Below are 26,002 nucleotides of genomic sequence, written 5' to 3' on the forward strand. Positions count from 1 at the left end.
CCATGACTGCTATCCATAAAGATAATGTAACCAGCGATCACTTTGTTGTGTGCGCACTGTATAAATTTGTTTCTTTACCTGATTTTGAAGCACTTCGCCAACCTTTACTTAATGTAATGGAGCAAAACGACGTGCGTGGTACTTTGTTAATTGCCGCGGAAGGAATTAACGGAACTGTTTCAGCAAAACGTGAAGGCATAGATAACTTACTGGCGTGGTTAGACACCCAGCCTAATTTAGACAATATTGTTACTAAAGAATCATATGATGACGAATGCCCGTTTTATCGCACTAAAGTAAAACTTAAAAAAGAAATCGTGACTATGGGTGTTGAGGGCGTTGACCCATTAAAAGTAGTGGGCAGTTATGTTAAGCCAAATGAATGGAACGCCCTTATTTCTGATCCAGAGGTTATCCTTGTTGATACCCGAAATGATTATGAAATTGAAATTGGTACGTTTCAAAACGCGGTCGATCCAAACACGAAGACGTTCCGCGAATTTCCGCAGTGGGCCAAAGAAAATCTCGACCCAGAAAAGCATAAAAAAGTAGCTATGTTTTGTACAGGTGGTATTCGCTGTGAAAAATCAACAGCTTATATGAAAGAGCAGGGCTTTGATGAGGTATACCACCTTGAAGGCGGCATATTAAAATACCTAGAAGAAGTACCAAAAGAAGAAACCATGTGGGAAGGCGAGTGCTTTGTATTTGATAACCGTGTCGCGGTAAATCATGACTTACAAAAAGGCTCATATGATCAGTGTCACGCATGTCGGATGCCTATCACAGAAGAAGAAAAGCAAAAGCCTGAATACATGGAAGGGGTGTCGTGTCATCATTGTATTGATGATGTAACCGACGAGCAACGCGCTCGTTTTGCTGAGCGTCAAAAGCAAATAGAATTGGCACAAGCACGCGGTGAAGGCCACATTGGTAACGAAGCACAAGCTGCTTTACAGCAACGTAAAGAAGCAAAAAAAGCGCAAAAAGACGCACAACGAAATAAATAATACCACGCGTTTATTTATTCATTAAAAAACCTCAGTAAATACTGAGGTTTTTTATTTAAAAGTAATTTATAAATAGCGAGCTACATTGCTTAGCAGCTTAAAGGTTTGATACTCACTTTGAGCTTAATCAACGAATACAATAACTTTTATCTATCGGCGTAAGTGTAATTTTATTAGCTGAATTTACAAGAACACATTCTGTGTTTTTATCGAGTTTTTTCTTTTGAATAACCGTAAATTCACCTTCATCAGCAGCGTATAAGTTATACTGATAAGCCGTATTACCTCCCTCAAATAATGCAGTAAATAACCCTCCAACTAAACCGCCGACAATAGCGCCACCAATCATTTCTTCGCTGTTGCCATCTAAGCTGTCAACAAAGCCAAAACCCGCTCCCGCAGCTATGCCTGTTCCAACTTCAGAGGAAAGTGTTACTTTTTGCTCTGACTCAACAGATGCATAATAGCGTTTAATTAATTGATTTTGACTCGTACGATCAACCCCTTGTGATGCACAGCCACTAAGTAGTAAAACCAAAATTATACTTTTATTCATAAATACTCGTTTGTATATTCACTCTAATGACCAAATCATAGTGTTTAATACGCACAAAATATGTGGTGATTTTGTAGGCTGGTGTAAGAATGTGTAGTAAATACGTGGGTGTTTAATTTCAGCGTGTTGTTTTGCTAATTTGTCGTACTAAGCTATTTATTGATCATAGAGGTGTTAAACTGCGTAACATAATGGAAATAATAATTAATTAGGGTGATCCTTTGAAGTCGCAAAATCTTTTAATGGGCATAACGGCCTTATTTTTATCGGTTAGTTTGCCAGTAACTGGTGCTAGCGTGGTCGTTGAAAATATCGCTATGGAACAAGCCCAACAGCAGGTTCAGGCCGTTGGTAATGCTGAAGCTATCCATTCTGTTATTTTATATCCTGCCGTAGGTGATAAAGTAGCAGCGGTTCATTTTAAACCTGGCGATAAGGTTAAAGAAGGTGATATTTTACTTGAGCTAGATTCACGTAGGCAAAAAGCGGCCCTTGAAGAGGCTAAAATAAAATTAGCAGATAGTCAGCGAACTTTAAAACGTTTAAAACAAAGCCAAGCTAAAGGAGCTGTTCCGCAAAGTGATGTAGATGATGCAAAAACCATCGTGGAGCTTGCAAAAGTTACTCTCACTCAAGCCGAAACTGAATTAGAAGACCGCCAAGTCCGTGCCCCTTTTAATGGCACTATGGGGCTGACTGACATTGAAGTGGGTGACAGAATCACAACACAAACAATGATTGCTAGCATCGATGATACCCGCCAGTTATACATTAATTTTAACGCGCCTGAATCAGCGATTGCGATGCTCAGAAATAATGCTAGTGTACGCGTGTTCCCATGGCAATCGCAAGCGCCCATTGAGGCAGAAATAGCTTATTTAGACTCACGTATAGACCCACAAACTCGTACCTTAAGAGTCAAAGCAAAGTTAAATAACAAAGATCAACAATTCTTACCGGGTATGAGTTTTCGAGTACATATAGAAGTATTAGGTCAACGCTTTGCCGCTATTCCTGAAGCAGCACTACTGTGGGGCGCAACGGGTCCATATGTGTGGACGAGTGTGGATAACAAAGCTACCCGGGTTGATGTGAAAATAGAGCAACGCTTGGCAGGGCGCTTACTCGTATCAGGGGCATTACAGCCAAACGATACGTTAGTTGTTGAAGGCGTTCAGCGCTTGCGAGCCAATCAAGAATTAAGCTTTACTGCACCTATCGCTAGTACGCAGGAGTAGCCATGAAACAGCAACCTATGATGCAAGACTTGCCGTCTATGGCAATTCGCCGCCCTGTACTTATTGTGGTGCTTAATTTATTAATAATTATTGCCGGTATCGCCGCTATAGCTGGCGTAGAAGTGCGAGAGCTTCCTGATGTAGATAGGCCGCGTATTACGGTATCAGCTTCGTTTCCAGGTGGTTCCCCAGAAACCGTTGACACTGAAGTCACCAGCAAACTTGAAGGTGCTGTTGCCCGTGTGAGTGGAGTTAAATCTATTCGTGCACAAAGTGAAGAAGGCAGCTCACGTATTGTGGTTGAATTTAGACCTGGTGTTAATCTGGATGATGCCGCTAATGAAACACGCGAGTCAGTTTCGCGAGTGCAAAGAGAGCTCCCAGAAGAGGTTGAGCGTGTATCTATTATAAAAGCCGATAATGATGCTGAGGCGGTCGTATCACTCACCGTATCAAGTGAGAGTTTATCGTTAGAGGCATTAACCGAGCGAGTTGATGTTGACTTAGCACCACAGTTTTTAACTATTCCCGGTGTTGCTGATGTGCGCTTAAACGGTGATAGAGAACGAGTGCTTAGAGTACGTATAGATCCGCTTAAGCTCAGTAGCTTTAATTTAACTATTCCTGATGTTGCTGACGTTCTCAGGCAAGCTCCCTTTGATGTGCCTGCAGGAAGTTTAAAATCAAACGATCAGCAAATCATTGTGCGTGCTGATGCTACCTCGGTCACACCAGATCAAGTCGGTGATATTATCATTCGTGGTGATACCCGTATTAGCGATATTGCTGCGGTATATTTTGGCCCGGCAGATCCACGCTCTATGGTTAGGCTCAATGGTAAACCCGTTATTGGTATGGAAATTATCCGCCAAGCGCAATCTAACACCATAGAAATATCAGATGAAGTTCTAAAGCTTATTGAGGGAATGCGTGAACGCTTTCCTCAGATGGAATTTACCTTAACATCAGATGATGCACAATTTATTAGAAGCTCAGTGGATGAAGTTATTAACTCATTAGTGCTGACAGTGCTGCTAGTGATCATTACTTTATGGGTATTTATTGGTTCTTGGCGCGCAACCTTAGTGCCCGCATTTGCCATTCCGGTTGCCTTGATAGGCTCGTTAGCACTGATATGGGCACTGGGTTTTTCCATTAATATTTTAACCTTACTCGCATTGGTACTTGCGACTGGTTTAATCGTTGATGATGCGATTGTGGTGAGTGAAAACATTCAACGCCAGCGTGGATTAGGCTTAGGCAGGCGTGCCGCTGCGGTCGTTGGCACCCGTGAAGTATTTTTTGCCGTTATTGCCACCACGGCAGTGTTAGCAGCTGTGTTTGTTCCCATCGCTTTTTTACCATCAACAGCAGGGCGTTTATTCAGAGAGTTTGGCGGTGTTCTTGCCGGTGCAGTGATCATATCAAGCTTTGTTGCGTTATCGTTAGTGCCGGCACTTACCTCTAAGCTTAAGCTTAAGCAAGGCGGTTTTCATCCATTTGCTAAGTTTGGTAACGTACTTGCTAATTTATATACCAAAACAATTCATAAAGTTCTCGATCATGCGTGGCTTACTTTTATTGCCTGTTTATTAGTGGCAGGCGGCTCAGGTGCATTGTATATGAGCTTAGATAACGAGCTATTACCAACAGAAGATCGCGGTAAAATTAGAATATTTGCTCGTGGGCCAGATGGCGTAGGCTTAAACTTTATGGACAGGCAAGCCATTAAAATGGAAGACACCTTACTGCCTTTCGTTGAAAGCGGTGAAATTGAATCTATTTACACAGTAGTTGGTCAATGGGACCCTAATATTGTGTTTATTACTGTGCCTTTAAAACACTGGGATGAACGCAACTTTAGTCAACAAGAAATCATCAATAAAATTCGTCAGCCTTTAATGAATATTCCTGGAGCACCCGCATACGCAGGGGGGGCTAATAGTTTAAACTTACGTGGCCAAGGTGGCGGAATCGAAATTGCTTTGCTGGGGCAAGATTACCTTGAAATATTTAAAGCTGCACAGCAGTTTTCAGCAGATCTTGAAAAAGCAGTACCTGAAGTTGCACCGGTTCGCGTATCGTATCAGCCATCGCAACCACAACTTCGCGTCAATATAGACAGACGACGCGCAGAAGAACTCGGTGTATCGTTAAGTGATATAGCCATTACCCTAAGAGCTGCCATTAATGGCGACGATATAGCCGATTTAAATATTGGCGATCAGTCAATACCAATTATGTTACAGGCTCAAAATCAAACCATTAATGACCCCAGTGATTTAGCAAATTTATATGTAAGCGCCCGCGATAATCAATTAGTACCGCTCAGTAGTGTCGCTAATATTACAGAGGAAGGCGTAGCTGCAGAGCTTGAGCGCCATGCTCAGCGACGTGCCATAGAATTAAGCATGGAATTACCCGAAGGTTTAACTATTGCCACACTGGTAGAGCAAATAAAACAAGTGTCTGAGCAATCATTACCAGCAGGTATTACTTTAGCGTTTAAAGGGGAAGCTCTGACATTTGAAGAGACCTCAAACGAAGTATTAATGACCTATGTATTGGCATTTTTAATTGTATTTTTAGTATTGGCAGCACAATTTGAAAACGTTAACAGCGCCATTGTGGTGATGATTACTGTGCCATTTGGTATTACATCCGCTATTTTAGCACTGTACTTAACCGGCACATCACTCAATATTTATTCGCAAATTGGTCTGGTAATGCTTATTGGTTTAATCGCTAAAAATGCAATTTTATTGGTCGAGTTTGCTGATCAATTAAGAGATAACGGGCTTAGTGTTCGAAAAGCGGTTGAACAAGCTGCACTGGTACGCCTACGACCCATTACCATGACCTTAATTTCTACTTTATTGGGTGCATTACCGCTTATTATGTCAACAGGTGCGGGCGCTGAGGCGCGTAATGCGATTGGCTGGGTAGTGTTTGGTGGACTAGCATTAGCGGTATTGTTTACGCTTTATTTAACACCGGTGATTTATTTAGGACTTGCACGTTTTACCAGCCCTCGCGGCGATGAGTCAAAACAATTAGCGCAGGAGTTAGAGCAAGTAGATAATTAATCGCTAACTATTTACGTAAATTGGCTATTTTTCTTTGAAAAAATAGCCAATTAGGCTCACAATTCAACTAGATTCACGCCACAAGGATTCCCTATGCAGGCCGAGCAAGTTGAAATAGCCCAATTTTTAGTTGAACATCCCCCATTTGATACGCTTCCTACTGAGGCATTGAACGAATTAGCAATGCAAATAGAGGTTGCTTACTTCCGTGCCGAAACTGATATCCTGCATTTAGGGCAAGATATTAGTGACTTGTATATTATTCGTAGTGGCTCAGTTGAGATTTCACGCCGTAATGGTGAACTCTATAACCGCTTAGCTACAGGCGGTATTTTTGGCCAAATGGGTTTATTGATGAACCGCAAAGTGCGGTTTCCAGCTCGTGCACTTGAAGATACCTTAACGTATTGTATTAATGTTAATACCTTCAACGAATACTGTGATAAATACGAAACCTTTGCTGACTTTTTCGAAGTGGATGGCAACGTACGCTTGCACCAAGCAATAGTAGAGCAAGCCGACAGCAATGATTTAACCACCGCAAAAGTTAAATCATTATTACATCGCGATGTAGTCACTGTTACTACACAAACCCCCATACAAGACGTCGCGTTTTTGATGACACAAGAATCGGTCTCTTCAGTACTTGTTACTGATATAGAAAAACAAATAAGCGACGATCCAGAAGAGGATGACGGTCAAGTCGTCGGGATCATCACAGATAGAGATATCCGTACCAAAGTTGTTGCCCAAGGACTTACGTTTGATACGCCGGCGAAGGAGGTAATGACCTCAGGTTTGGTTTTGCTCGATAGTAACTCTTACGTTTTTGAAGCTGTTTTAGCCATGCTCAGAGATAACTTACATCACTTGCCTGTGGTACATAAAAAGCGACCAATAGGGGTGATATCGCTATCTGATATTTTACGCTATGAATCACAAAGTAGCTTATTGTTAGTACGCGGTATTTTAGCTCAACAATCGGTTGATGACTTAGTTCATTACGCCCGCCAATTACCTAATGTGTTTGTGCGTATGGTAAACGAAGATGCTAATTCGCATATGATAGGGACCGCTATGGCAGTAATAGGACGTACCTTTAAACAGCGCCTATTAGCCCTAGCAGAAGAAAAATTTGGCGAGCCGCCCATTCCTTATTGTTTTATTGCGTTGGGCTCAATGGCACGTGATGAGCAGTTAATTGTAACCGATCAAGATAATGCACTGATTTTAGATAATAGCTTCAATGAGGCATTGCACGATGAGTATTTTCAAAACTTATCAGACTTTGTGTGTGATGGCTTGGCTAAGTGTGGCTATACCTATTGTGATGGTGAAATTATGGCCTCGTTTAAAAAATGGCGTATGACCCGCGAACAATGGCAAGAAAAATTTGCTAGCTGGATGGCCGAGCCCAAACCGCAAGCACTGCTCAATAGCTCGATATTTTTTGACTTAGATGGTGTGTGGGGTAAGTTAAAATGGGCCGATGAGCTTAAAACGCTGGTGGCAAAAGAAAGCAAAGTAAATAAACGCTTTTTAGCTAACCTTGCTGCTAATGCTCGCAATCGAACGCCACCATTGGGATTTTTTAACGGCTTTGTACTTGAGCACAATGGCCAACATAAGCGCTCAATGAACTTAAAACGTCGTGGTACAGCGCCGCTATCTGATGTGGTTCGCGTTCATGCATTAGCCGTCGGTTCACGTAAACAAAATTCGTTTGAGCGCTTAGAGGATATTATCGAGGCTAACTTATTACCCAAAGGCAAAGCACAAGATTTGCGTGATGCATTTGAATATATTGCCACTGTACGTATTCGCCATCAGGCATGGCAGATAGAGCAGGGGGAAGCGCCCGATAATGATTTAGACCCGCATTTACTCTCACCATTTGAGCAAAGTAATTTAAAAGAAGCTTTTGCGATTTTAGAAAAAGCGCAAAGCTTTCTAAAGTTTAGTTATTCTGCTCATTCAGGTGTGAAATAAGTTATGGCTAAATCACCGTTAGATTGGCCACGTCGTTACGAGCAGCTTTTACATAGTGCGCAAAACTCGTTGCTTAAGGAGTTTTATAAGCAGGCATTTACCAATCAGACTGCTCCACTTAAAGATGTACCTTTTGTGGCGCTAGATTTTGAAACAACAGGTCTGGACGCTAATACCGATGATATTGTTAGTGTGGGGTTAGTGCCTTTCAATGTTAATCGTATTTACTGTAAAGAGAGCCACCATTGGGTAGTACAACCACGACGAGATTTGAGTGAAGAGTCGATTGTTATCCATGGTATTACCCACTCAGAAGTGGACGAAGCTCCCGACCTCAATCGAATTTTAGCCCCACTTCTTGATGCACTTAAAGGGAAAGTGGTGGTGGTGCATTATGCCGCCATTGAGCGCCACTTTTTTTATAATGCGCTGCTCACACGTATAAAAGAAGGGATTGAATTTGCTCTAGTCGACACTATGGAAATTGAAAGGCGAGCGCTTAGAGCGCGTCAAGGGCTACTAGGTAGGCTATTTAATACAAAACTAGGCTCATTACGGTTAAGTGATACAAGGGAGCGTTATTCCTTGCCATTGTATCAAAACCATAATGCACTGACTGACGCTTTAGCCACCGCAGAATTACTGCAAGCTCAGCTGAGTTATCATTATCGGTTAGATACGCCACTAAGTGAAATTTGGCTTTAGCGAAACGTTATAAAATATTATAGGAAAAATAGAGTAAAAAAAACGCCGCAATTAGCGGCGTTTTTTAATGTAGGGTGTTATTTAACTGGGCGAGGCTCAGTTCGTAAACCTAAAATTAAGCTTACACACATTAATAGTAAAACAATGGTAAACGGTAGACCGGTTGAAATAGCCCCAGCTTGTAGTGCTTCAATCGCTTGAGTACCACCAATCCAAAGTAATGCAGCAGCAATTGCGCCCTCAACAGTAGCCCAAAAAATACGCTGTGGTACCGGTGCATCAATTTTGCCACCTGCTGTGATTGAATCAATTACAAGTGATCCTGAATCAGAAGAAGTAATAAAGAATACCAGTACTAATACAATAGCAATGAAAGAAAGCACACTCGCCATTGGCATTTCATCAAGCATTTGGAACATCGCCATAGGGACACTTGTTAGACCGTCAGTCCCAAGAGCACCAATACCATTAACTACTTGGTCAATTGCGATGCCACCATAGATAGACATCCACAGGATAGTAACCGCTGTTGGAATAAGTAATACCGCGGTTAAAAATTCACGGATTGTACGACCACGCGAAACACGCGCAATAAACATACCTACAAACGGTGACCATGAAATCCACCAAGCCCAGTAGAATACTGTCCAACCATGCATCCATGTTTCATCTTCACGGCCATGTGGGTTACTCAATGGAATAATGTTCTCTACATACCCCATTACCGTGTTAGGGATATTACCCATAGAGACCGCAAAACCAACTAAACATACAAATACTAGTAATACTAAAGCAATGAGCATATTTACGTTACTAAGTAATTTAACGCCGCCATCAATGCCTCTAATAACAGAGACGACTGCTAGTAACGTAACACCTGTAATAACCAGAATTTGTGAACCTACGCCACCTTCAAAACCAAATACATGATTAATACCGGCAGAAGCTTGTTGTGCACCTAGCCCAAGTGACGTTGCTAAACCAAATAAGGTTGCTAATACAGCTAAAATATCAATTATGTGACCAGGCCACCCCCACGCTTTATCACCTAAAATTGGGTAAAAAATCGAACGAATAGAAAGAGGTAAGCCTTTATTGTAAGTAAAAAATGCTAACGAAAGCGCAACTACAGCATAAATTGCCCAAGGGTGAAGACCCCAATGGAACATAGTTGCACCCATTGCCATTTTCGCGGCTTCTGGTGTGTTAGCTGTTACATTGAGCGGCGTTTCATACCAACCAGTGTAGTATGCGACTGGTTCAGCAACCCCCCAGAACATTAAGCCAATACCCATACCTGCAGCAAATAACATTGCCAGCCAAGAAATACGAGAATGCGATGGTTTAGCATCGTCACCGCCTAAGCGGATATTGCCATATGGTGAAAAAATTAAAACTAAACAAAAAATAACAAAGAAGTTGGCAGCCCACATAAATAAGCCGTCAAAATTATTAATAATATCGGTTTTGATACCATTTAGTGTTGTTTTAGCTACTTCGGCATCTGACACTAGTACGGCGATTAAAAAAAGTGCTATTAACCCTGCACTGATCCCGAATACAGGGTTATGTATATCAAATCCCCACTTTTGTACGTTGTCTTGACCTACGGTGTAGTCCGTATTATCAATACTGTACTTGTCATGATTCTCGCTCATGCAATACCTCATTGGTTAATGAAACAGGTTGGCTTAATGCCAGTTTTTTTATAGTTCACTGTATTCGTCTTATTAGATTTATAACTAAAGCTAATAACACGAATAGTTAGAAGACTAACTAATTTAATTGCCCATCATACCTTTACTAATAGGGGAGTTAAATATTAAATGCAAAAGATTTAACACTTTGGCAAAACTTTAAGCTACTTTTGTCTTTTTATTGTACATATCTGGCAGCTGAACAAATGATAACTAATGTGTCAGCTAATTATTTTATAGTCGTATATAGCATTGAATGCAAAGCTAAGTGAATGAATATTCGGCTTAATCAGACAAGTAAATAACTAAAAAACGCTATTGAATACGTAAAAACTAACTCAGCGTTTTAAAATCACTATTAATTTATTAAATGATTTTTTAATGACATTTTAACTATGTTTTTATGATTTGGGGTAATGAGCTAGATAGATATTTTTCATGAGGTTAATGAAAAAGCGAGATTGAAATAGTTTTTATAAAAAGCGACTAAATCTTACTGTTTAAACTAAATTGGTCAAAGGTTTATCTCACCTTTGCGATTTAATTTATAAAAATGGCAAAGAAACGCTGCGCTTGTAAAGAAGTGACAAACAACAGTGATTAAACATAAATGATTAAATTGAATGGTTTTGATTTCTTATTCACTTCTTTTAGTGGAATAAAATTTTCAAGAAATTATTCACAAAGACAGCGAAGAAAAGCTGCAGTTTTTAACCTGCAGCGTAGATAGGGGGGTAACTATTTTTTATATGCTTCATTGTGGACGCCTGCGGCGCGTCCAGATGGATCCGCATTGTTTTGAAATGATGCATCCCACGCCAGTGCTTCGGGGGTTGAACATGCTACTGATTTACCATGTGGTACACAGTTAGCAGAGGCATCGCCCGGGAAGTGCGATTCAAAAATACGGCGGTAAAAATACGCTTCTTTTGAATCTGGCGTGTTAATTGGGTATTTAAATTTAGCATTCGCTAGTTCTTGATCCGTTACTTGCTCATTCACATACTCTTTTAAAGTATCAATCCAGCTGTAGCCAACACCATCAGAGAATTGTTCTTTTTGACGCCATAACACTTCGTCTGGAAGGTAGCCGTCGAAGCCAGCACGTAAAATATGCTTTTCAATTTTTTCGTCTTTACACATTTTAGCTTCTGGGTTGATGCGCATTGCAACATCAACAAATTCTTTATCTAAAAATGGCACGCGTGCTTCAACACCCCAAGCAGCCATTGATTTATTAGCACGTAAACAATCAAACATATGCAGTTTTGATACTTTACGGTTTAGCTCTTCATGAAACTCTTGTGCATTGGGTGCTTTATGAAAATATAAATAACCACCAAATAATTCATCGGCACCTTCACCTGAAAGTACCATTTTAATGCCCATAGCTTTAATTTGGCGTGCCATTAAGTACATAGGGGTTGATGCACGAATAGTGGTTACATCGTAGGTTTCAATGTGATAAATCACTTCTTTAAGAGCATCAATACCTTGTTGAATAGTAAAAATAATAGGGTGGTGAATAGTACCTATCATATCAGCCACTTTTTGCGCTGCTGCTAAATCGGGAGAGCCCTCTAAACCCACTGAAAACGAGTGCAGTTTAGGCCACCAAGCGTCACTTTCGTCGTTGTCTTCAATACGTTTTGCAGCAAAATGTTGAGTAATAGCTGAAATAACCGACGAATCTAACCCACCTGATAGTAATACACCGTAAGGTACGTCACACATAAGCTGGCGTTTTACCGCGGCTTCTAGAGCATCTTTTACATCTTCTGCCTTGGCATCGTTGTTTTTAACTGCGTCGTAGCTTTGCCAATCACGTTGGTAGTACGGTGTTAATTTACCGTCTTTGCTGTAAAGGAAATGCCCCGGTGGGAACTCCTCAATATGTTTACAAATAGGTGAAAGCGCTTTTAGCTCTGATGCTACATAAAAGTTGCCATGCTCGTCGTGGCCTGTATACAGCGGAATAATACCAATGTGGTCGCGACCAATTAGATAAGCATCTTGCTCTTCATCATATAAACAAAAGGCAAAAATACCATTTAAGTCATCTAAAAATGCAGGCCCTTTTTGTTTATACAGGGCTAAAATAATTTCACAATCTGACTGGGTTTGAAAATCAAACTCGACTTCTAAATTAGCGGCAAGCTCTTTGTGGTTATAAATTTCGCCATTTACCGCTAAAATATGCGTTTTTTCTGGGTTGTATAATGGTTGCGCACCGCTTGATACGCCTACTATTGCTAAGCGTTCGTGTACTAAAATTGCTTTGTCTGATGAATACACCCCTGACCAATCAGGCCCGCGGTGGCGAAGCAGTTTGGACATTTCGATTGCCTGAGCGCGTAACTGGCTGGGATCCGATTTAATATCAAGTACGCCGAATATTGAACACATAATTTTTCCTCATTCCTATTAAGTGCCTACGATAGCGAGTTTGCTAAAGACTAACCTTGTTTTATCAGAAATAAATACCTAAGTCACATGGCTTTTTTAAAATAATAAGAATAATTTATGCACCAAATAGATTGGCGTTGCACCAATGTGGTGATATTGGCAAGGAGATTAAAATGCAATGTGCAATTTTTAATTTAAAATTACGTTAAAGTTAAATTAAATTGCAACAATTAGTTTGCCTTGCACCAAGAAAGTGCAAAGCGAAAAATAAATAAATAGCGGTTGAGTTACTCAGTGAGTGAGCGTGAGTGCACTATTAATTAATCCCAGTAGCGGCTTAAACTCAGCTTAAGTTGTGCTAGGTGAGCATCGAGCTTATTTTTTGCAGCATTTGCTTGCTCAAGTGATACAAATTCAAAGGTGATTGGATCAGCAGTTCTAAATTGTGCAAACTGATGTAAGTCGGCTTCTATCACATGCGCTATTAAAGGATAACCCCCCGTTGTTTGCCCGTCATTTAATAACACTATAGGATTGCCATCAGGTGGAAGCTGTATGCTCCCAGGTGCTACGGCTACAGAGGGCAATGAAAGTGTATGTTGCATAATATCAGCATTTTTATGGTCCAGGCGTACGCCCATACGATTACTATTTGGATTAATAGTAAATGCGGTATCACAAAAAGCATTAATGCACTCGGGTGTTAGTAGCTCATAATGAGGACCAACATGTAAACGGATAATATTACGTTTAGGTGGGGTAAGAGCGCCCTTATTACATAACCATGGTTTAGTATAAGGACTTATGGCTAGCACGTCGCCGCTTTGCAGTGCACGGCCATTAAAGCCTCCAATGGCTGCCCCTAAATCGGTAGATTTAGAACCCATAACCTCTGGGCATTCAATACCGCCTTTTACTGCAATATAAGCACGGGAGCCACCACGGCCAGTTGCAAATTTAAGTGTTTGCATTGCTTTTATTGGGTAACTCCAGCCTGGATAAAGTGGGTGTCCATCAAGGGTTGCTTTGAGGTCGGCTCCATGAAGGGCAATAACGGTATCACACTGAAATTGCAGTTCGCATAAACCCACGGTTAATTCCAGCACGGCAGCGTTGTCGGTGTTATTTAATAAACGGTTCGCAATAATGTGAGCATAGGTATCAAGGCTGCCTGAGCGGCTTACCCCTAAATGTCGAAAACCCACACGGCCTAAATCTTGGATTGTTAGTTGAATACCGCTCTTGATTACTTTAATCATTGCTTACTCCTTTTACAGGCACAAACTCTATGGTATCGCCAGGTTTAAATAAGCAAGGATTAGCCGCTTTAGAATCAAATAAGCAGGCATCAGTGTGAGCTATAATATGCCAACCACCTGGCGAATCTTCAGGGTAAATACCAGTTTGGTCTGCTCCAATAGCAATTGCGCCTTTAGGTACACTCACTCGCGGGTTATCGCGCCTTGGGGTAAATAACCGTGAGTTGAGCCCATGTAAATAAGGAAAACCGGGAACAAAGCCTAAAAATAGAACGTGATATAACTCTTTACTATGTAAGTTAATCACTTCATCAATTGTGAGTTGATGATAGTTAGCTACGTAATCTAAATCTTCACCTTGGTAGTAGGTATTAATTTGGTGGTGCTGGCTATCAAACGGGTAATCATCCACTTCCTCCCATAACTTAGCTAAGGTGTTGTGCCATTTATGGAGCATTTCTGAAGACTTTAAATACAAAGTTAATGAGTTCATAGCCGGTACTAAATCAAAAAACTCATTACTATTTTTACAGTGCTGGGCTAACGCCCAAAGCTTTTTTTGCGTCGCAAGTATGTGTGGTTCGCTGTAGTGAGAAACATCAAAAAGCAGGCTAGAGTTCGTTAAAATTTTTATACTAGGAATCATGCTCATACCGATAACTCATTAATATTAATTACATTTAAGCTATCACAGTCGCTGTACTATTACGATATTAATAGACAAACTCGGATCGAATGTACTCTCTCATCCGTAAAGTTTTGTTGTGTGTGAAATTTATTCTTGGGTTTACAGGTCTGCTTTAGGGTCTGTTGACCTTTGCGGATTAAAATTGTTCAAACTAGGAGCGGTTTAATCGCGGCGCGAGGTTTGTAACCTAGTGGGCTAAGTAAAAACCGAGCAACAAAGAGTAAATCGCTCCTAGGCAGAACCCTTCGGGCAGCGCCTGTTTGGCATTGATGCTGCGTTATCGCCTATTTATGGGGAATAACCACACCACATAGGCTCTGCCTTGCCTAAACACCAAACAGACTGCTGCAAATTTAACCTTGGAAGGTCAACAGACCCTAGAGTAACTAAAACTAAGAGGTAATCGTATGTTTAAGGGGGTAATATTACCGGGATTTGCCATTGTGGGCTTGCTTAGTGCGATGAGCGCAATCTCGTCAGATGAAGTAGCTAAACCCAGTGATTTAAATGCAACCATGCATGTAGAAAAGCTAGTGCTTGGCTCAGGTTGCTTTTGGGGGGCAGAAAAACGCTATGAAGCACTTAATGGGGTACTCGATGCAGAGTCGGGTTATGCCGATGGGCATGGGTTTAAACCAACCTACAGGAATATAACTAAGCTATCGCGTCGCTTTGATGAAGATAACTACGCTGAAGTGGTGCAGGTTACATTTAATAGCAATATTATTTCGGCAAAAGAGCTGCTGAAAAATTATTACGAAAGCCACGATCCGACTCAAAAAAACCGCCAAGGTAATGATGTAGGCACACAATATCGCTCTATTATTTTAACTACAAGTGACGAGCAAGCAAATACCGCGATTGCTGTAACACAGCAGTACCAGCAGTTACTCACCGAAGCAGGTTATGGAACAATAGCTACACAAATTAAGCCACTAGAGCAATTTTATTCTGCTGAAGAATATCATCAAAATTACCTTGAAAAAAATCCAAACGGTTATTGCCCAGACCATTCAACCGGCGTTGTTTTTAGTCAAGATGAAAAGCAGCAGGTTGATAACACTGCATTGTCGACTGGCAAACAAATTGTTATTTTAGACTCTCGCGATTACTGCCCTTACTGTGAAAAATTTAAAGCGGCGGTAGCTAATGACTATAAAGGCACAATACCAATGACATTTCGCCATGCTGATCAGCTAAATGGCTTAACCATCAAATCGGCTACCTGGGCTACACCCACCATACTATTTTTAGAAGATGGAGTAGAAGTGTATTCTCGCCAAGGCTATATGGATGCCGAGCTGTTTTATAAAGCGCTAGGTGCATTTAAACTCGGTGACAGTGAAGCTTATAAAGTAGCGTTTAACGCTAAAACCGACAGCCCATATTGCAAAGAATACGCTATTTTTAAAAACACCCCCGATGGCATTTTTATCGACAAACTCAGTGGTGAACCCTTGTTTGATACCCGCGACAGATTTAATTCGGGTACTGGCTGGTTGTCGTTTACACATCCTGTAAAAGACAGCGTAACGCAGCATGAAGATAACAGTTGGGGAATGCAACGTATTGAGCTTAAATCTAAAAGTACCGGGATTCATTTAGGGCATTTATTCCCGGGTGAAGGGCCAAATGGTCAAGATAGATATTGTATTAATGCCACTGTATTAGAATTTGTTGCTCGTGAGGAAATAAACAGATCAGATGATGTTTAAGCTAATTAGCAAATAGGCAAATTTAAAGTAAAAAAAAAGCAGCGATACTTAAAAAAGGTCGCTGCATTTCAATTGACAACATCTTCACACACAATAAAGATTCGGGGGGTTGTATTAGTAATAACTAATGCTGAATTATTGTTGCTGATGTGAATGTAAATAAAAACAACTCAAGCTCAGTCACCACCGAACTTGAGTTGCTTTTTACACTGACAACATCTTCACACACAATAAAGATTCTTATATTTATTGGCGGGTGTAAGCGTAAAATAAAAACAACCCAAGCTAAGTCACCACCGAACTTGAGCTGTTTTTTACACTGACAACATCTTCACACACAATAAAGATTCTTTTTTACTAGCTTGTTGTTACAAACTAATTAAATTTGGTTTCAGTAACGCGTTTTATTATTTTTGGTCGTTGCTGATTTGTTGAGTTAACTTTAGAGCTTTTACTCAATTTCGACAAGCGATAAAAACAAAACTAATAAGTGAAAAAAACTAATCTATAAATTCAGTCAACAAGGAGTTGCTCAAGTGGTTGATAATGCGGTTATATTTTGTTTTTTGAGATTTACGTGAGACACGAAAAAAATATTTTAAAAAGGTCGTAAATAATAAAACGCCCATAAAAGGGCGTTTTATTAATAGTCACTTTGTTTGTCTGAAGGTGTTAATTACCCACTTGGCAAATAAGTCGAGCGGGTGGTTTGCCGTACTAGAGCCGTGTTGTACCAAGTAGTATTTATCTTTGGTAGTAAGGGGTTGTTCAAACAGTTTATAGAGCCATTGCTCATCCAGCCAGCTTTGGCTAATTGGTAGAGGAATAAGTGCAATCCCCATTCCTTGCTGCGCCGCTCTTGCTACACCAAACATACTATCTATTTGAATAATTTGCGTTGGTGAAAAGTCATCAATCCCAACTTTTTCTGCCCACTGATGCCAAGCCCAAGGGCGTGCTTTATGCACAATAAGCGGCACTTGATTAAGCGCTTGGCAATGATCGTTTTGCCATTGTTCAAGCAGTTTTTTATTACACGCTGGAATATATTCTAAATTAAATAACTCAGTAGCCAGTCCATCAAGCGGTTTACTTGAAGATAAAATTATAGATAAATCACTTTGGCGAGTCAGCTCTTTGCGCGTTTTGAGGGTATCCATGTGTAAATTAATATTAGGGTGCTCGCTGGTCCATTCACTGAGCTTAGGCATTAACAATTCACTGGCAAAAAATTCGGGCAGGGTAATGGTTAAGTTTACATTTTGTTGTAACTGACTAAATTCATTAATGGTGCTCTCTAGCATATTTATAATTGGATAAATTGCTTCAAAAAAGTTTTTACCTGCAGGCGTTAAACTAATAGAGCGAGTTTGTCTTTGAAATAAATCAATGCCTAGCTGCTCTTCTAGCTGTTTAATTTGGTGGCTTACAGCCGAGGGCGTTAAGTAAAGCTCTTTAGCAGCATGTTTAAAACTTAAGCTTTTTGCGGCAAAACAAAAAGAGCGAAGGCCGCGAATAGGTGTTTGCATGGTATCCAGTATAAAGTTATTTCAATCGCCTAGTAATAGGCAATAATTAAACCAAAAATAAAAACTAACTATATCAGCAATTTATTTATTTTATTAGGTCGAATTCACCTAAGTGGTGCGTTAAATTGTCACTATAGTGCAAAAACTAAAATATAGACAAAAAAAATCCCTCTTACGAGGGATTTTGGGTAACTCAGCGCCATTGGCACTGGGAATGAGGTCGGTACAGGGTGAAATTATGAGTGGTTTAAAACACCATCTCAGGAATATCACCATTAACAAGCAATTTACCTGCCGTTTTGCTAATAATTTCATCAACTGATACGCCTGGTGCGCGTTCTAGTAAATGAAATGCGCCGTCTTTTACTTCTAGAACGGCTAAATCAGTAACTATTTTTTTAACACAGTTAACGCCCGTTAGCGGTAACGTACAGCTTTCTAATAACTTAGAGTCGCCGTGTTTACTGGCATGGGTCATGGTAACAATAATGTTTTTTGCACCTGCGACTAAATCCATCGCTCCGCCCATGCCTTTAATTAATTTTTTAGGGATCATCCATGAGGCTATAGAACCGTTTTGGTCTACCTCAAACGCGCCCAGAACGGTTAAGTCTACATGACCACCCCGTATCATGGCAAAACTATCTGCACTATTAAATATAGCTGCACCGGTAGCTGCCGTCACGGTTTCTTTACCCGCGTTGATCATATCCGCATCAACAGTGGCTTTAGTAGGGTATTCGCCCATGCCTAAAAGACCATTTTCGGACTGTAGCATAACTTCTATGCCATCGGGTACATAGTTTGCGACGAGTGTCGGAATACCAATGCCCAAATTAACATAAAACCCATCTTGTAACTCTTGAGCTACGCGCATTGCGACTTGTTCACGTGATAATGCCATTGTTAGTGCTCCTGCTTAATCTCGTGTGGTAACACGTTCAATGCGTTTTTCAAAGTTACCTTTTATAACGCGGTTAACAAAAATTCCTGGCGTATGTATTTGGCTTGGCTCAAGTTCGCCTGGCTCAACAATTTCCTCTACTTCTGCAACGGTAATTTTACCCGCAGTAGCCGCCATTGGATTGAAGTTCATGGCTGTATGACGAAATACTAAGTTGCCGTAGCGATCCGCTTTCCATGCTTTTACAATAGCGAATTCACCGGTAATTGACTCTTCTAAAATATAAGGGCGACCATTAAACTCTTTTACTTCTTTACCCTCAGCAACCGGTGTGCCGTAACCTGTGGCTGTGTAAAAAGCAGGTATTCCTGCACCACCAGCACGCATTTTTTCAGCAAGAGTACCTTGTGGCGTAAGTTCTACATCAATCTCGCCACTTAGTAGCTGCTGTTCAAACAAGGCATTTTCGCCAACGTATGAGGCGACCACTTTTTTAATTTGCTTGTCGTGCAGTAACAGCCCTAAACCAAAGTCATCAACACCACAGTTATTGGAAACAACGGTTAATTCTTTAGTTTGCATTTTTTTAATTTGGGCAATTAGACCCTCAGGGATACCACATAAGCCAAAACCACCGGCTATTATTGTATCGCCGTCTTTTAAACCTTCCATTGCAGCTTCATAACTAGAAACTACTTTATCAAAACCGGCCATGAGTCACTCCTCATTCTGTGCTATTTAATTATTGTGCGTGTAATGCTGCAGAAACCTTGCTAGCAGGTTGTTTGTTCAGTGCACTCGTAATTTGCCAACCTGCCTCAGCAAGCCTTTGTAAATCAATTCCATGCTCAATGCCAAGTCCTTGCAGTAAGTATACAACATCTTCGGTGGCAACATTTCCTGACGCGCCTTTGGCATATGGGCAGCCACCAAGGCCGGCAACAGCACTGTCAACCGTTGCTATACCAAGGTTTAGAGCAGCGTAAATATTTGTGAGCGCTTGCCCGTATGTGTCATGAAAATGTACAGCAAGTTTAGATTTATCAATATGTTTAAGTAGCAATGTAAGTAGCTCTATTACTTTAGCGGGTGTGCCAACACCTATGGTGTCACCTAGGCTAATTTCATAACAGCCCATTTTTAAGAGTTTAGCAGCAACAGCCAGTACAGTATGAGGGTCAACATCTCCCTCATACGGGCAACCTAACACACAACTTACATAACCGCGTACGCGAATGTTATTCGCCTTTGCAAAAGCCATAACTTCACTAAAACGCGCCAAACTTTGCTCAATAGAGCAATTAATATTTTTTTGGCAAAATGCTTCGCTCGCTGCGGTAAATATTGCAAATTCTTTAATACCTACAGCATCTGCTGCCTCTGCCCCTTTTAAATTAGGGGTAAGGGCACTGAGATTAACCTCAGGTAAATAAAGTGCGCTTATTACTTCACTAGAGTCTTCCATTTGTGGCACCCATTTAGGTGAGACAAACGCACCAGCTTCTATGTCTTTTATGCCTGCAGCGGCGAGTGCGTTAATAAGCGTTATTTTATCAGCAGTTTCTACAGCGGCTTCATTTTGAAGTCCATCTCTGGCGCCCACTTCAACAATGCGCACTGCTTTAGGTAATAATGAACTCATATTAAGCGGGTTCCTCTGCAGTTGTGTCTTCAACTATGGCCAGTAAAGCGCCATGGCTTACCAGTTCACCCTCAGCAAAACAGTAACTTTTTAATACGCCATCATGTGGGGCATTAAGCGTGTATTCCATTTTCATTGCTTCAATTATAACCACTGCATCGCCTTTAGTAATGGTGCATCCCACCTCTAACAAGTGTTTAACTACAGTACCATTAAGTGGCGCAGCAAGGGGTAATGCCTCATTTTCATGTGAGCTGATGAAATGTTTATCAACACATTCAAACTTAGTTTGCAGTGCTTGGTTCATTACAGTAATGGCATTATCAACGTGGCTAACATGCGCAGTGTGTTTAGCGCCATTAATCGATACGTTGCAGTAGCCATTAGTTAACTCACCTTGCACTTCAAAGGTGTTGTCATTAATAGTCATGCTATAGCCCTGCGCGGTTTTTATTGCGTTTAAGGGGGTATCGCTAAATGGAATGTTAACTTCTTGCGGCGCATTTAAACTAAACCCATGTAATTGTTGCCATGGATTTGCACTACTTGTATTGCTACCAAGTGATGCTAAATACGCAAAACCTGCAATTAAGCGGCTAGTTTGTAATAAAGAAGGGTCAATAGTAACTAACGCTTCACCTTGCTCTGCAATAAAGTGGGTGCTTGGAGCACCTTGTTTAAAGCGTGGATGAATCGCTAAATTATATAAAAAGCTGATATTAGTGCTAAATCCGGCTAAATGAAATTGTGTTAATGCTTGTTGTAAACGCGAAAGTGCTTGGTCGCGGTTATCATCATGAACAATAAGTTTGGCAATCATTGGATCGTAATACGGGCTTATTTCATCACCTTGGGCAATACCAGTATCAATACGTACATATTCACTGTTAGCCGGCGTAAATAGTGCCTCAATAGTGCCAGAGCACGGAATAAAGTCATTACTTGGATCTTCAGCGTAAATACGTGCTTCAAAGCTGTGGCCTTGTAGCTGAATATCTGCTTGCGCTAAAGGTAACGCTAAACCACTGGCTACATTAATTTGCCAATTAACTAAATCAACGCCTGTGACCATTTCGCTAACGGGGTGTTCTACTTGCAAGCGAGTATTCATTTCCATGAAAAAGAACTCATCACCACAAAGTAAAAATTCCACAGTGCCAGCGCCTCGGTAGTCTATGGCTAGGGCACATCGTACCGCGGCTTCGCCCATTTCTTTTCGCAATGAGTCTGATAAACCGGGGGCAGGCGCTTCTTCAATCACTTTTTGATGCCGACGCTGCAATGAGCAATCACGATCACCTAAATACACACAGTTGCCATAGTTATCAGCAAACACTTGTACTTCAACATGGCGTGGTTGGTCAACATAACGCTCAAGCAAAACCAGATCATTACCAAAACCGGCAATAGCTTCACGCTTAGCGCCTTCTAATGCGCTTATAAACTCACTGGTTTTTGAAACAATACGCATGCCTTTACCACCGCCACCAAAGGCCGCTTTGATAAGCACAGGGTAGCCAATTTTTTCAGCCTCAGCTTGTAAAAAGCTAGGGTCTTGTTTATCGCCATAATAACCTGGCACCAAAGGAACATTAGCGGCTGCCATAATTTCTTTTGCACGGGTTTTAGAGCCCATAGCTTCTATGCTACTTGCTGGTGGCCCAATAAAGGCAATGTTATTGGCTTCACAAACATTAGCAAATTCGCTGTTTTCAGATAAAAATCCATAACCAGGATGAATACAATCGGCGCCACTCATTTTGGCAACGTTTAGTATTTTATCAGCAACTAGGTATGAGTCTTTACTCGGCGCTGCACCAATATGATAGGCTTCATCAGCCATTTTCACATGTTGAGCGTTTTTATCTGCATCTGAATAAACCGCAACCGTGGTCAAGCCCATTTGCTTTGCTGTTCGCATAATACGACAAGCAATTTCTCCGCGATTAGCAATCAGAATTTTTTGTAAGTGTACTGTGTTCATAATGCGTCCTAGAGTTGCCATTGGGGAGGGCGTTTTTCAAAAAAGGCAGTTAGACCTTCTTGACCTTCGTCTGATACACGAATTTTGGCTATACGTTCTGCAGTGAGCGCAATTATTTCGTTATCGATTTCTTTGTTTGCCACATCATTAATAAGCGCTTTAGCTGCTTTAACCGCTACCGGGCCATTATCTATCAGCGTTTGTAATAGGTTATCCAGTGCACAGTCTAAATTCCCTGTAATTTGGTGAACTAGCCCCAGCTGTTTAGCCGTATGCGCATCAAATACTTCAGCCGTTAAGAAGTAACGACGAGCAGCGCGTTCACCAATAGCTTTTATTACATAAGGGCTTATAACAGCAGGAATTAAACCTAATTTAACTTCACTTAAACAAAATTGAGCGTCGTCTTTACTGAGCGCAATATCACAGCAAGCAATTAAGCCCAATGCGCCACCAAATGCTGCGCCTTGTACCGCACAAATAGTAGGGTGTGGGCTTTGTGCTAATACTTGCATTAGTTTAGCCAGCTGCATCGAATCGGCCAAATTATCGTTATAGTTGTTATCTGCCATCGATTTCATCCAGGCTAAATCGGCACCGGCTGAAAAGTGTTTACCCTCAGTTTTTAATACAAGGGCACGAATATCGAGCGTATTAGCATGTTCAATACATTGAATAAGCTCATGGATAACGTCGCTATTAAAGGCATTGCGTTTTTCTGGGCGACTTAAAACAAGTACAGCCACATTAGATTTTGTTATTTGTAGTGTTACTGACATTTTAAGCTCCCATTACATTCTAAATACGCCAAATTTTGATTCACGCTCAGGAGCATTTTTAGCTGCGCTAAGTGCAAGCCCAAGAACATTGCGTGTATCGGTAGGGTCAATAATGCCATCATCCCATAAACGGGCACTGGCATAATAAGGGTGGCCTTGCTGTTCGTATTGATCGATGATTGGCTTTTTAAAATCGCTAATTTGTTGCTCGCTCATGCTTTCGCCTTTGCGGGCTAAACCATCTTGTTTTACTTGCGCCATTACACCAGCGGCTTGTTCACCACCCATAACCGAAATACGGGCATTTGGCCACATCCACATCATGGTCGGTTCAAACGCGCGGCCACACATACCATAGTTACCTGCACCGTATGAGCCCCCGATTAAAATAGTAAATTTGGGTACATCGGCACACGATACCGCCATCACCATTTTAGCGCCGTGTTTAGCAATGCCTTCAGACTCGTATTTTTTACCAACCATAAAACCAGTAATGTTTTGTAAAAATACCAGAGGAATGTTGCGCTGAGCACACAGTTGAATAAAGTGCGCGCCTTTTTGCGCAGACTCACTAAATAAAATACCGTTGTTAGCCACTATGCCTACGGGATGACCATAAATGCTGGCAAAGCCTGTTACCAGTGTTTCACCAAAGTAGCGTTTAAATTCATCAAACGATGAATCATCAACAGTACGTGCAATGACCTCACGGACATCAAATGGCTTTTTGAGATCAGTACCGACAATGCCGTAAAGTTCGTTAATATCATAACGAGGGGCTTTTACTTCTTCTAGTAATGGTGAGGTAGGGCGCGAATAGTTAATTCGTTCAATACATTGGCGAGCAATCGACAAGGCATGAGCATCGTTTTCAGCGTAATGATCGGCCACACCTGATGTTTTACAGTGTACATCGGCGCCACCAAGCTCTTCTGCAGTAACTACTTCACCGGTGGCAGCTTTTACCAGCGGCGGACCAGCTAAAAAGATAGTGCCTTGCTCTTTTACAATAATACTTTCATCGGCCATAGCAGGAACATACGCACCACCTGCAGTACATAACCCCATAACCACAGCAATTTGTGGAATGCCTTTACCCGACATACGCGCTTGATTATAAAAAATACGACCAAAATGCAGTTTGTCAGGGAATACGTCGTCTTGCTCAGGTAAGTTTGCGCCACCTGAGTCAACTAAATAAATACACGGTAAATGACAACGTTCGGCGATGTCTTGAGCGCGTAAATGCTTTTTAACAGTCAGCGGGAAATAGGTGCCGCCTTTTACTGTCGCATCATTAGCAATTACCATACATTCAACGCCCTTAACGCGACCAATACCTGCAACTACACCGGCACAAGGAATATCTTGTTCATAAACGCCAAAGGCAGCAAATTGCGATATTTCTAAAAATGGCGAGCCTTCATCTAGCAAAGTGGTAATACGGTCACGGACAAATAATTTACCGCGACCTTCATGGCGCTCTTTTAGTGCAGCACCACCGCCTAAACGTATTGTCGCTGCTTTACTGCGTAAATCATCCACTAGCGCCGACATATTGTTGTGATTTTGCACAAAATTTGGATCATGCGGATTAACGCTCGATTTTAAAATCGTCATAACTAATCCTTAGCGGCTTTCAGTGAATAATTCGCGACCAATTAACATACGGCGTATTTCTGAGGTGCCTGCACCAATTTCATACAACTTCGCATCACGCAGTAAGCGACCTGTTGCGTATTCATTTATATAACCATTACCGCCTAAAATTTGAATTGCGTCTAATGCCATTTTAGTTGCAAGCTCAGCAGCGTATAAAATTGCGCCAGCAGCGTCTTTACGGGTGGTTTCGCCGCGATCACATGCTTTTGCTACTGTGTACACATATGAGCGAGCTGCATTCATTTGTGTATACATATCGGCAATTTTGCCTTGTATTAACTGGAATTGACCAATAGGGCTGTCAAATTGCTTACGCTCATGGATGTAAGGCACCACAATATCCATACACGCTTGCATTATGCCAAGTGGGCCGGCCGCTAAAACAACACGCTCATAATCAAGGCCACTCATCAGTACCTTAACGCCTTCGTTTAAGTTACCTAAAATATTTTCTTCGGGTACTTCACAGTTTTCAAATACCAATTCACAGGTATTTGAGCCACGCATGCCAAGTTTGTCTAGCTTTTGAGCGGTTGAAAACCCCGGGAAAGTTTTTTCTACAATAAAGGCTGTAATCCCTTTAGCGCCGGCGTTTAAATCTGTTTTTGCATAAATCACCAGCGTGTCTGCGTCAGGGCCATTAGTGATCCACATTTTATTACCGTTTAAAATGTACTTATCGCCTTTTTTCTCTGCTTTAAGTTTCATAGAAACAACATCAGAGCCCGCATTAGGTTCACTCATAGCCAGCGCACCAATGTGCTCTCCACTAATAAGTTTAGGTAAGTATTTTTCTTTTTGTGCTTGTGAACCATTACGGTTTATTTGATTAACACACAGGTTTGAATGCGCACCGTAACTTAAACCAATAGAGGCACTTGCACGGCTAATTTCTTCCATGGCAATAACGTGCTCTAAATAGCCTAAACCAGCACCACCAAATTCTTCATCCACGGTCATGCCAAGCACGCCCATTTCACCCATTTGCGGCCAAAGTTCATTGGGGAACGCATTATCAAGGTCAGTTTTTTCAGCTAGTGGGGCAATTTCTTGACTGGCAAAGCTGTTTACGTGACTGCGGATCATATCTGCAGTTTCGCCAAGGCCAAAGTTCATTTCTTTATATAGTGAAATAGTGCTCATGATTAATTCC

Annotated in this window: 19 protein-coding genes; 6 read left to right on the top strand and 13 right to left on the bottom strand. The window is 41.2% G+C overall.

The window, feature by feature from the left end; all coding sequences use genetic code 11:
* Window positions 1-2 precede the first annotated feature (2 nt).
* Entirely contained in the window at window positions 3-1,010 is a 1,008-nt protein-coding gene (locus tag FLM47_RS07435; protein WP_075169263.1) for a rhodanese-related sulfurtransferase, read from the top strand.
* A gap of 127 nt (window positions 1,011-1,137) precedes the next feature.
* On the opposite strand, the gene FLM47_RS07440 is transcribed toward FLM47_RS07435, so the two are convergent.
* Window positions 1,138-1,566: a hypothetical protein gene (locus FLM47_RS07440; RefSeq protein WP_010389934.1), complete on the bottom strand. Its 429-nt coding sequence runs from the start codon at window positions 1,564-1,566 to the stop codon at window positions 1,138-1,140.
* Between the two features lie 221 nt (window positions 1,567-1,787).
* Between FLM47_RS07440 and FLM47_RS07445 the strand changes: the two genes are divergently transcribed.
* From FLM47_RS07445 to FLM47_RS07460, 4 genes are all read left to right on the top strand, one after another.
* On the top strand, window positions 1,788-2,804 hold the full coding sequence (locus tag FLM47_RS07445; RefSeq protein ID WP_372239238.1) for an efflux RND transporter periplasmic adaptor subunit: 1,017 nt from the start codon (window positions 1,788-1,790) through the stop codon (window positions 2,802-2,804).
* Window positions 2,805-2,806: 2 nt separating this feature from the next.
* A complete protein-coding gene (locus FLM47_RS07450) occupies window positions 2,807-5,890 on the top strand; it encodes an efflux RND transporter permease subunit (RefSeq protein ID WP_075169261.1) in 3,084 nt (1,027 codons plus the stop codon).
* Window positions 5,891-5,983: 93 nt separating this feature from the next.
* Window positions 5,984-7,879 carry a DUF294 nucleotidyltransferase-like domain-containing protein gene (locus tag FLM47_RS07455; protein ID WP_178956036.1) on the top strand — a complete coding sequence of 632 codons (1,896 nt, stop codon included), beginning with the start codon at window positions 5,984-5,986 and terminating at the stop codon, window positions 7,877-7,879.
* 3 nt (window positions 7,880-7,882) lie between these two features.
* Window positions 7,883-8,584 carry a 3'-5' exonuclease gene (locus FLM47_RS07460; RefSeq protein WP_054200885.1) on the top strand — a complete coding sequence of 234 codons (702 nt, stop codon included), beginning with the start codon at window positions 7,883-7,885 and terminating at the stop codon, window positions 8,582-8,584.
* A 77-nt stretch (window positions 8,585-8,661) separates the two neighbouring features.
* On the opposite strand, the gene FLM47_RS07465 is transcribed toward FLM47_RS07460, so the two are convergent.
* The 4 genes from FLM47_RS07465 to pxpB all read right to left on the bottom strand — a co-directional run bounded on the left by FLM47_RS07465 (window position 8,662) and on the right by pxpB (window position 14,598).
* A complete protein-coding gene (locus FLM47_RS07465) occupies window positions 8,662-10,242 on the bottom strand; it encodes a BCCT family transporter (protein WP_010389940.1) in 1,581 nt (526 codons plus the stop codon).
* Between the two features lie 777 nt (window positions 10,243-11,019).
* Window positions 11,020-12,687 carry an asparagine synthase B gene (gene asnB / locus FLM47_RS07470; RefSeq protein ID WP_178956037.1) on the bottom strand — a complete coding sequence of 556 codons (1,668 nt, stop codon included), beginning with the start codon at window positions 12,685-12,687 and terminating at the stop codon, window positions 11,020-11,022.
* A gap of 320 nt (window positions 12,688-13,007) precedes the next feature.
* The gene (locus tag FLM47_RS07475; protein ID WP_055013294.1) at window positions 13,008-13,946 is read right to left on the bottom strand and encodes a biotin-dependent carboxyltransferase family protein; all 939 of its coding nucleotides are present in this window, start codon (window positions 13,944-13,946) and stop codon (window positions 13,008-13,010) included.
* Window positions 13,939-14,598: a 5-oxoprolinase subunit PxpB gene (pxpB, locus tag FLM47_RS07480; RefSeq protein WP_178956038.1), complete on the bottom strand. Its 660-nt coding sequence runs from the start codon at window positions 14,596-14,598 to the stop codon at window positions 13,939-13,941. Before pxpB ends, FLM47_RS07475 begins: the two co-directional genes overlap by 8 nt.
* Before the next feature lie 443 nt (window positions 14,599-15,041).
* Here pxpB and msrA point away from each other — a divergent pair, with 443 nt between their 5' ends.
* A complete protein-coding gene (gene msrA / locus FLM47_RS07485; RefSeq protein WP_178956039.1) occupies window positions 15,042-16,349 on the top strand; it encodes a peptide-methionine (S)-S-oxide reductase MsrA in 1,308 nt (435 codons plus the stop codon).
* A gap of 650 nt (window positions 16,350-16,999) precedes the next feature.
* Here the strand turns inward: msrA and FLM47_RS07490 are convergent.
* The 8 genes from FLM47_RS07490 to FLM47_RS07525 all read right to left on the bottom strand — a co-directional run bounded on the left by FLM47_RS07490 (window position 17,000) and on the right by FLM47_RS07525 (window position 25,992).
* Window positions 17,000-17,878: a LysR family transcriptional regulator gene (locus FLM47_RS07490; RefSeq protein ID WP_010389946.1), complete on the bottom strand. Its 879-nt coding sequence runs from the start codon at window positions 17,876-17,878 to the stop codon at window positions 17,000-17,002.
* A 247-nt stretch (window positions 17,879-18,125) separates the two neighbouring features.
* Window positions 18,126-18,782: a 3-oxoacid CoA-transferase subunit B gene (locus FLM47_RS07495; RefSeq protein ID WP_008114705.1), complete on the bottom strand. Its 657-nt coding sequence runs from the start codon at window positions 18,780-18,782 to the stop codon at window positions 18,126-18,128.
* Between the two features lie 15 nt (window positions 18,783-18,797).
* Window positions 18,798-19,496 carry a CoA transferase subunit A gene (locus tag FLM47_RS07500; protein ID WP_008114703.1) on the bottom strand — a complete coding sequence of 233 codons (699 nt, stop codon included), beginning with the start codon at window positions 19,494-19,496 and terminating at the stop codon, window positions 18,798-18,800.
* A gap of 28 nt (window positions 19,497-19,524) precedes the next feature.
* Entirely contained in the window at window positions 19,525-20,424 is a 900-nt protein-coding gene (locus FLM47_RS07505; protein WP_178956040.1) for a hydroxymethylglutaryl-CoA lyase, read from the bottom strand.
* Window position 20,425: 1 nt separating this feature from the next.
* The gene (locus tag FLM47_RS07510; protein ID WP_178956041.1) at window positions 20,426-22,408 is read right to left on the bottom strand and encodes an acetyl/propionyl/methylcrotonyl-CoA carboxylase subunit alpha; all 1,983 of its coding nucleotides are present in this window, start codon (window positions 22,406-22,408) and stop codon (window positions 20,426-20,428) included.
* 8 nt (window positions 22,409-22,416) lie between these two features.
* On the bottom strand, window positions 22,417-23,187 hold the full coding sequence (locus FLM47_RS07515; protein ID WP_010389950.1) for an enoyl-CoA hydratase/isomerase family protein: 771 nt from the start codon (window positions 23,185-23,187) through the stop codon (window positions 22,417-22,419).
* Window positions 23,188-23,199: 12 nt separating this feature from the next.
* On the bottom strand, window positions 23,200-24,807 hold the full coding sequence (locus FLM47_RS07520; RefSeq protein ID WP_178956042.1) for a carboxyl transferase domain-containing protein: 1,608 nt from the start codon (window positions 24,805-24,807) through the stop codon (window positions 23,200-23,202).
* Between the two features lie 9 nt (window positions 24,808-24,816).
* Window positions 24,817-25,992: an isovaleryl-CoA dehydrogenase gene (locus FLM47_RS07525; RefSeq protein ID WP_008114693.1), complete on the bottom strand. Its 1,176-nt coding sequence runs from the start codon at window positions 25,990-25,992 to the stop codon at window positions 24,817-24,819.
* Window positions 25,993-26,002 lie beyond the last annotated feature (10 nt).

Origin of the sequence: Pseudoalteromonas sp. Scap06, assembly GCF_013394165.1 — a bacterium.
Classification (GTDB): Bacteria; Pseudomonadota; Gammaproteobacteria; order Enterobacterales; family Alteromonadaceae; genus Pseudoalteromonas.

Bases quoted from the DNA above. Each gene is read 5' to 3' on its own strand.
- FLM47_RS07465 (WP_010389940.1), bottom strand. From the start codon at position 10,242: ATGAGCGAGAATCATGACAAGTACAGTATTGATAATACGGACTACACC.
- FLM47_RS07490 (WP_010389946.1), bottom strand. From the start codon at position 17,878: ATGCAAACACCTATTCGCGGCCTTCGCTCTTTTTGTTTTGCCGCAAAA.
- FLM47_RS07475 (WP_055013294.1), bottom strand. From the start codon at position 13,946: ATGATTAAAGTAATCAAGAGCGGTATTCAACTAACAATCCAAGATTTA.
- FLM47_RS07510 (WP_178956041.1), bottom strand. From the start codon at position 22,408: ATGAACACAGTACACTTACAAAAAATTCTGATTGCTAATCGCGGAGAA.
- FLM47_RS07450 (WP_075169261.1), top strand. From the start codon at position 2,807: ATGAAACAGCAACCTATGATGCAAGACTTGCCGTCTATGGCAATTCGC.
- FLM47_RS07515 (WP_010389950.1), bottom strand. From the start codon at position 23,187: ATGTCAGTAACACTACAAATAACAAAATCTAATGTGGCTGTACTTGTT.
- pxpB (WP_178956038.1), bottom strand. From the start codon at position 14,598: ATGAGCATGATTCCTAGTATAAAAATTTTAACGAACTCTAGCCTGCTT.
- FLM47_RS07500 (WP_008114703.1), bottom strand. From the start codon at position 19,496: ATGGCCGGTTTTGATAAAGTAGTTTCTAGTTATGAAGCTGCAATGGAA.
- asnB (WP_178956037.1), bottom strand. From the start codon at position 12,687: ATGTGTTCAATATTCGGCGTACTTGATATTAAATCGGATCCCAGCCAG.
- FLM47_RS07495 (WP_008114705.1), bottom strand. From the start codon at position 18,782: ATGGCATTATCACGTGAACAAGTCGCAATGCGCGTAGCTCAAGAGTTA.
- FLM47_RS07525 (WP_008114693.1), bottom strand. From the start codon at position 25,992: ATGAGCACTATTTCACTATATAAAGAAATGAACTTTGGCCTTGGCGAA.
- FLM47_RS07520 (WP_178956042.1), bottom strand. From the start codon at position 24,807: ATGACGATTTTAAAATCGAGCGTTAATCCGCATGATCCAAATTTTGTG.
- FLM47_RS07440 (WP_010389934.1), bottom strand. From the start codon at position 1,566: ATGAATAAAAGTATAATTTTGGTTTTACTACTTAGTGGCTGTGCATCA.
- FLM47_RS07435 (WP_075169263.1), top strand. From the start codon at position 3: ATGACTGCTATCCATAAAGATAATGTAACCAGCGATCACTTTGTTGTG.
- FLM47_RS07455 (WP_178956036.1), top strand. From the start codon at position 5,984: ATGCAGGCCGAGCAAGTTGAAATAGCCCAATTTTTAGTTGAACATCCC.
- FLM47_RS07505 (WP_178956040.1), bottom strand. From the start codon at position 20,424: ATGAGTTCATTATTACCTAAAGCAGTGCGCATTGTTGAAGTGGGCGCC.
- msrA (WP_178956039.1), top strand. From the start codon at position 15,042: ATGTTTAAGGGGGTAATATTACCGGGATTTGCCATTGTGGGCTTGCTT.
- FLM47_RS07460 (WP_054200885.1), top strand. From the start codon at position 7,883: ATGGCTAAATCACCGTTAGATTGGCCACGTCGTTACGAGCAGCTTTTA.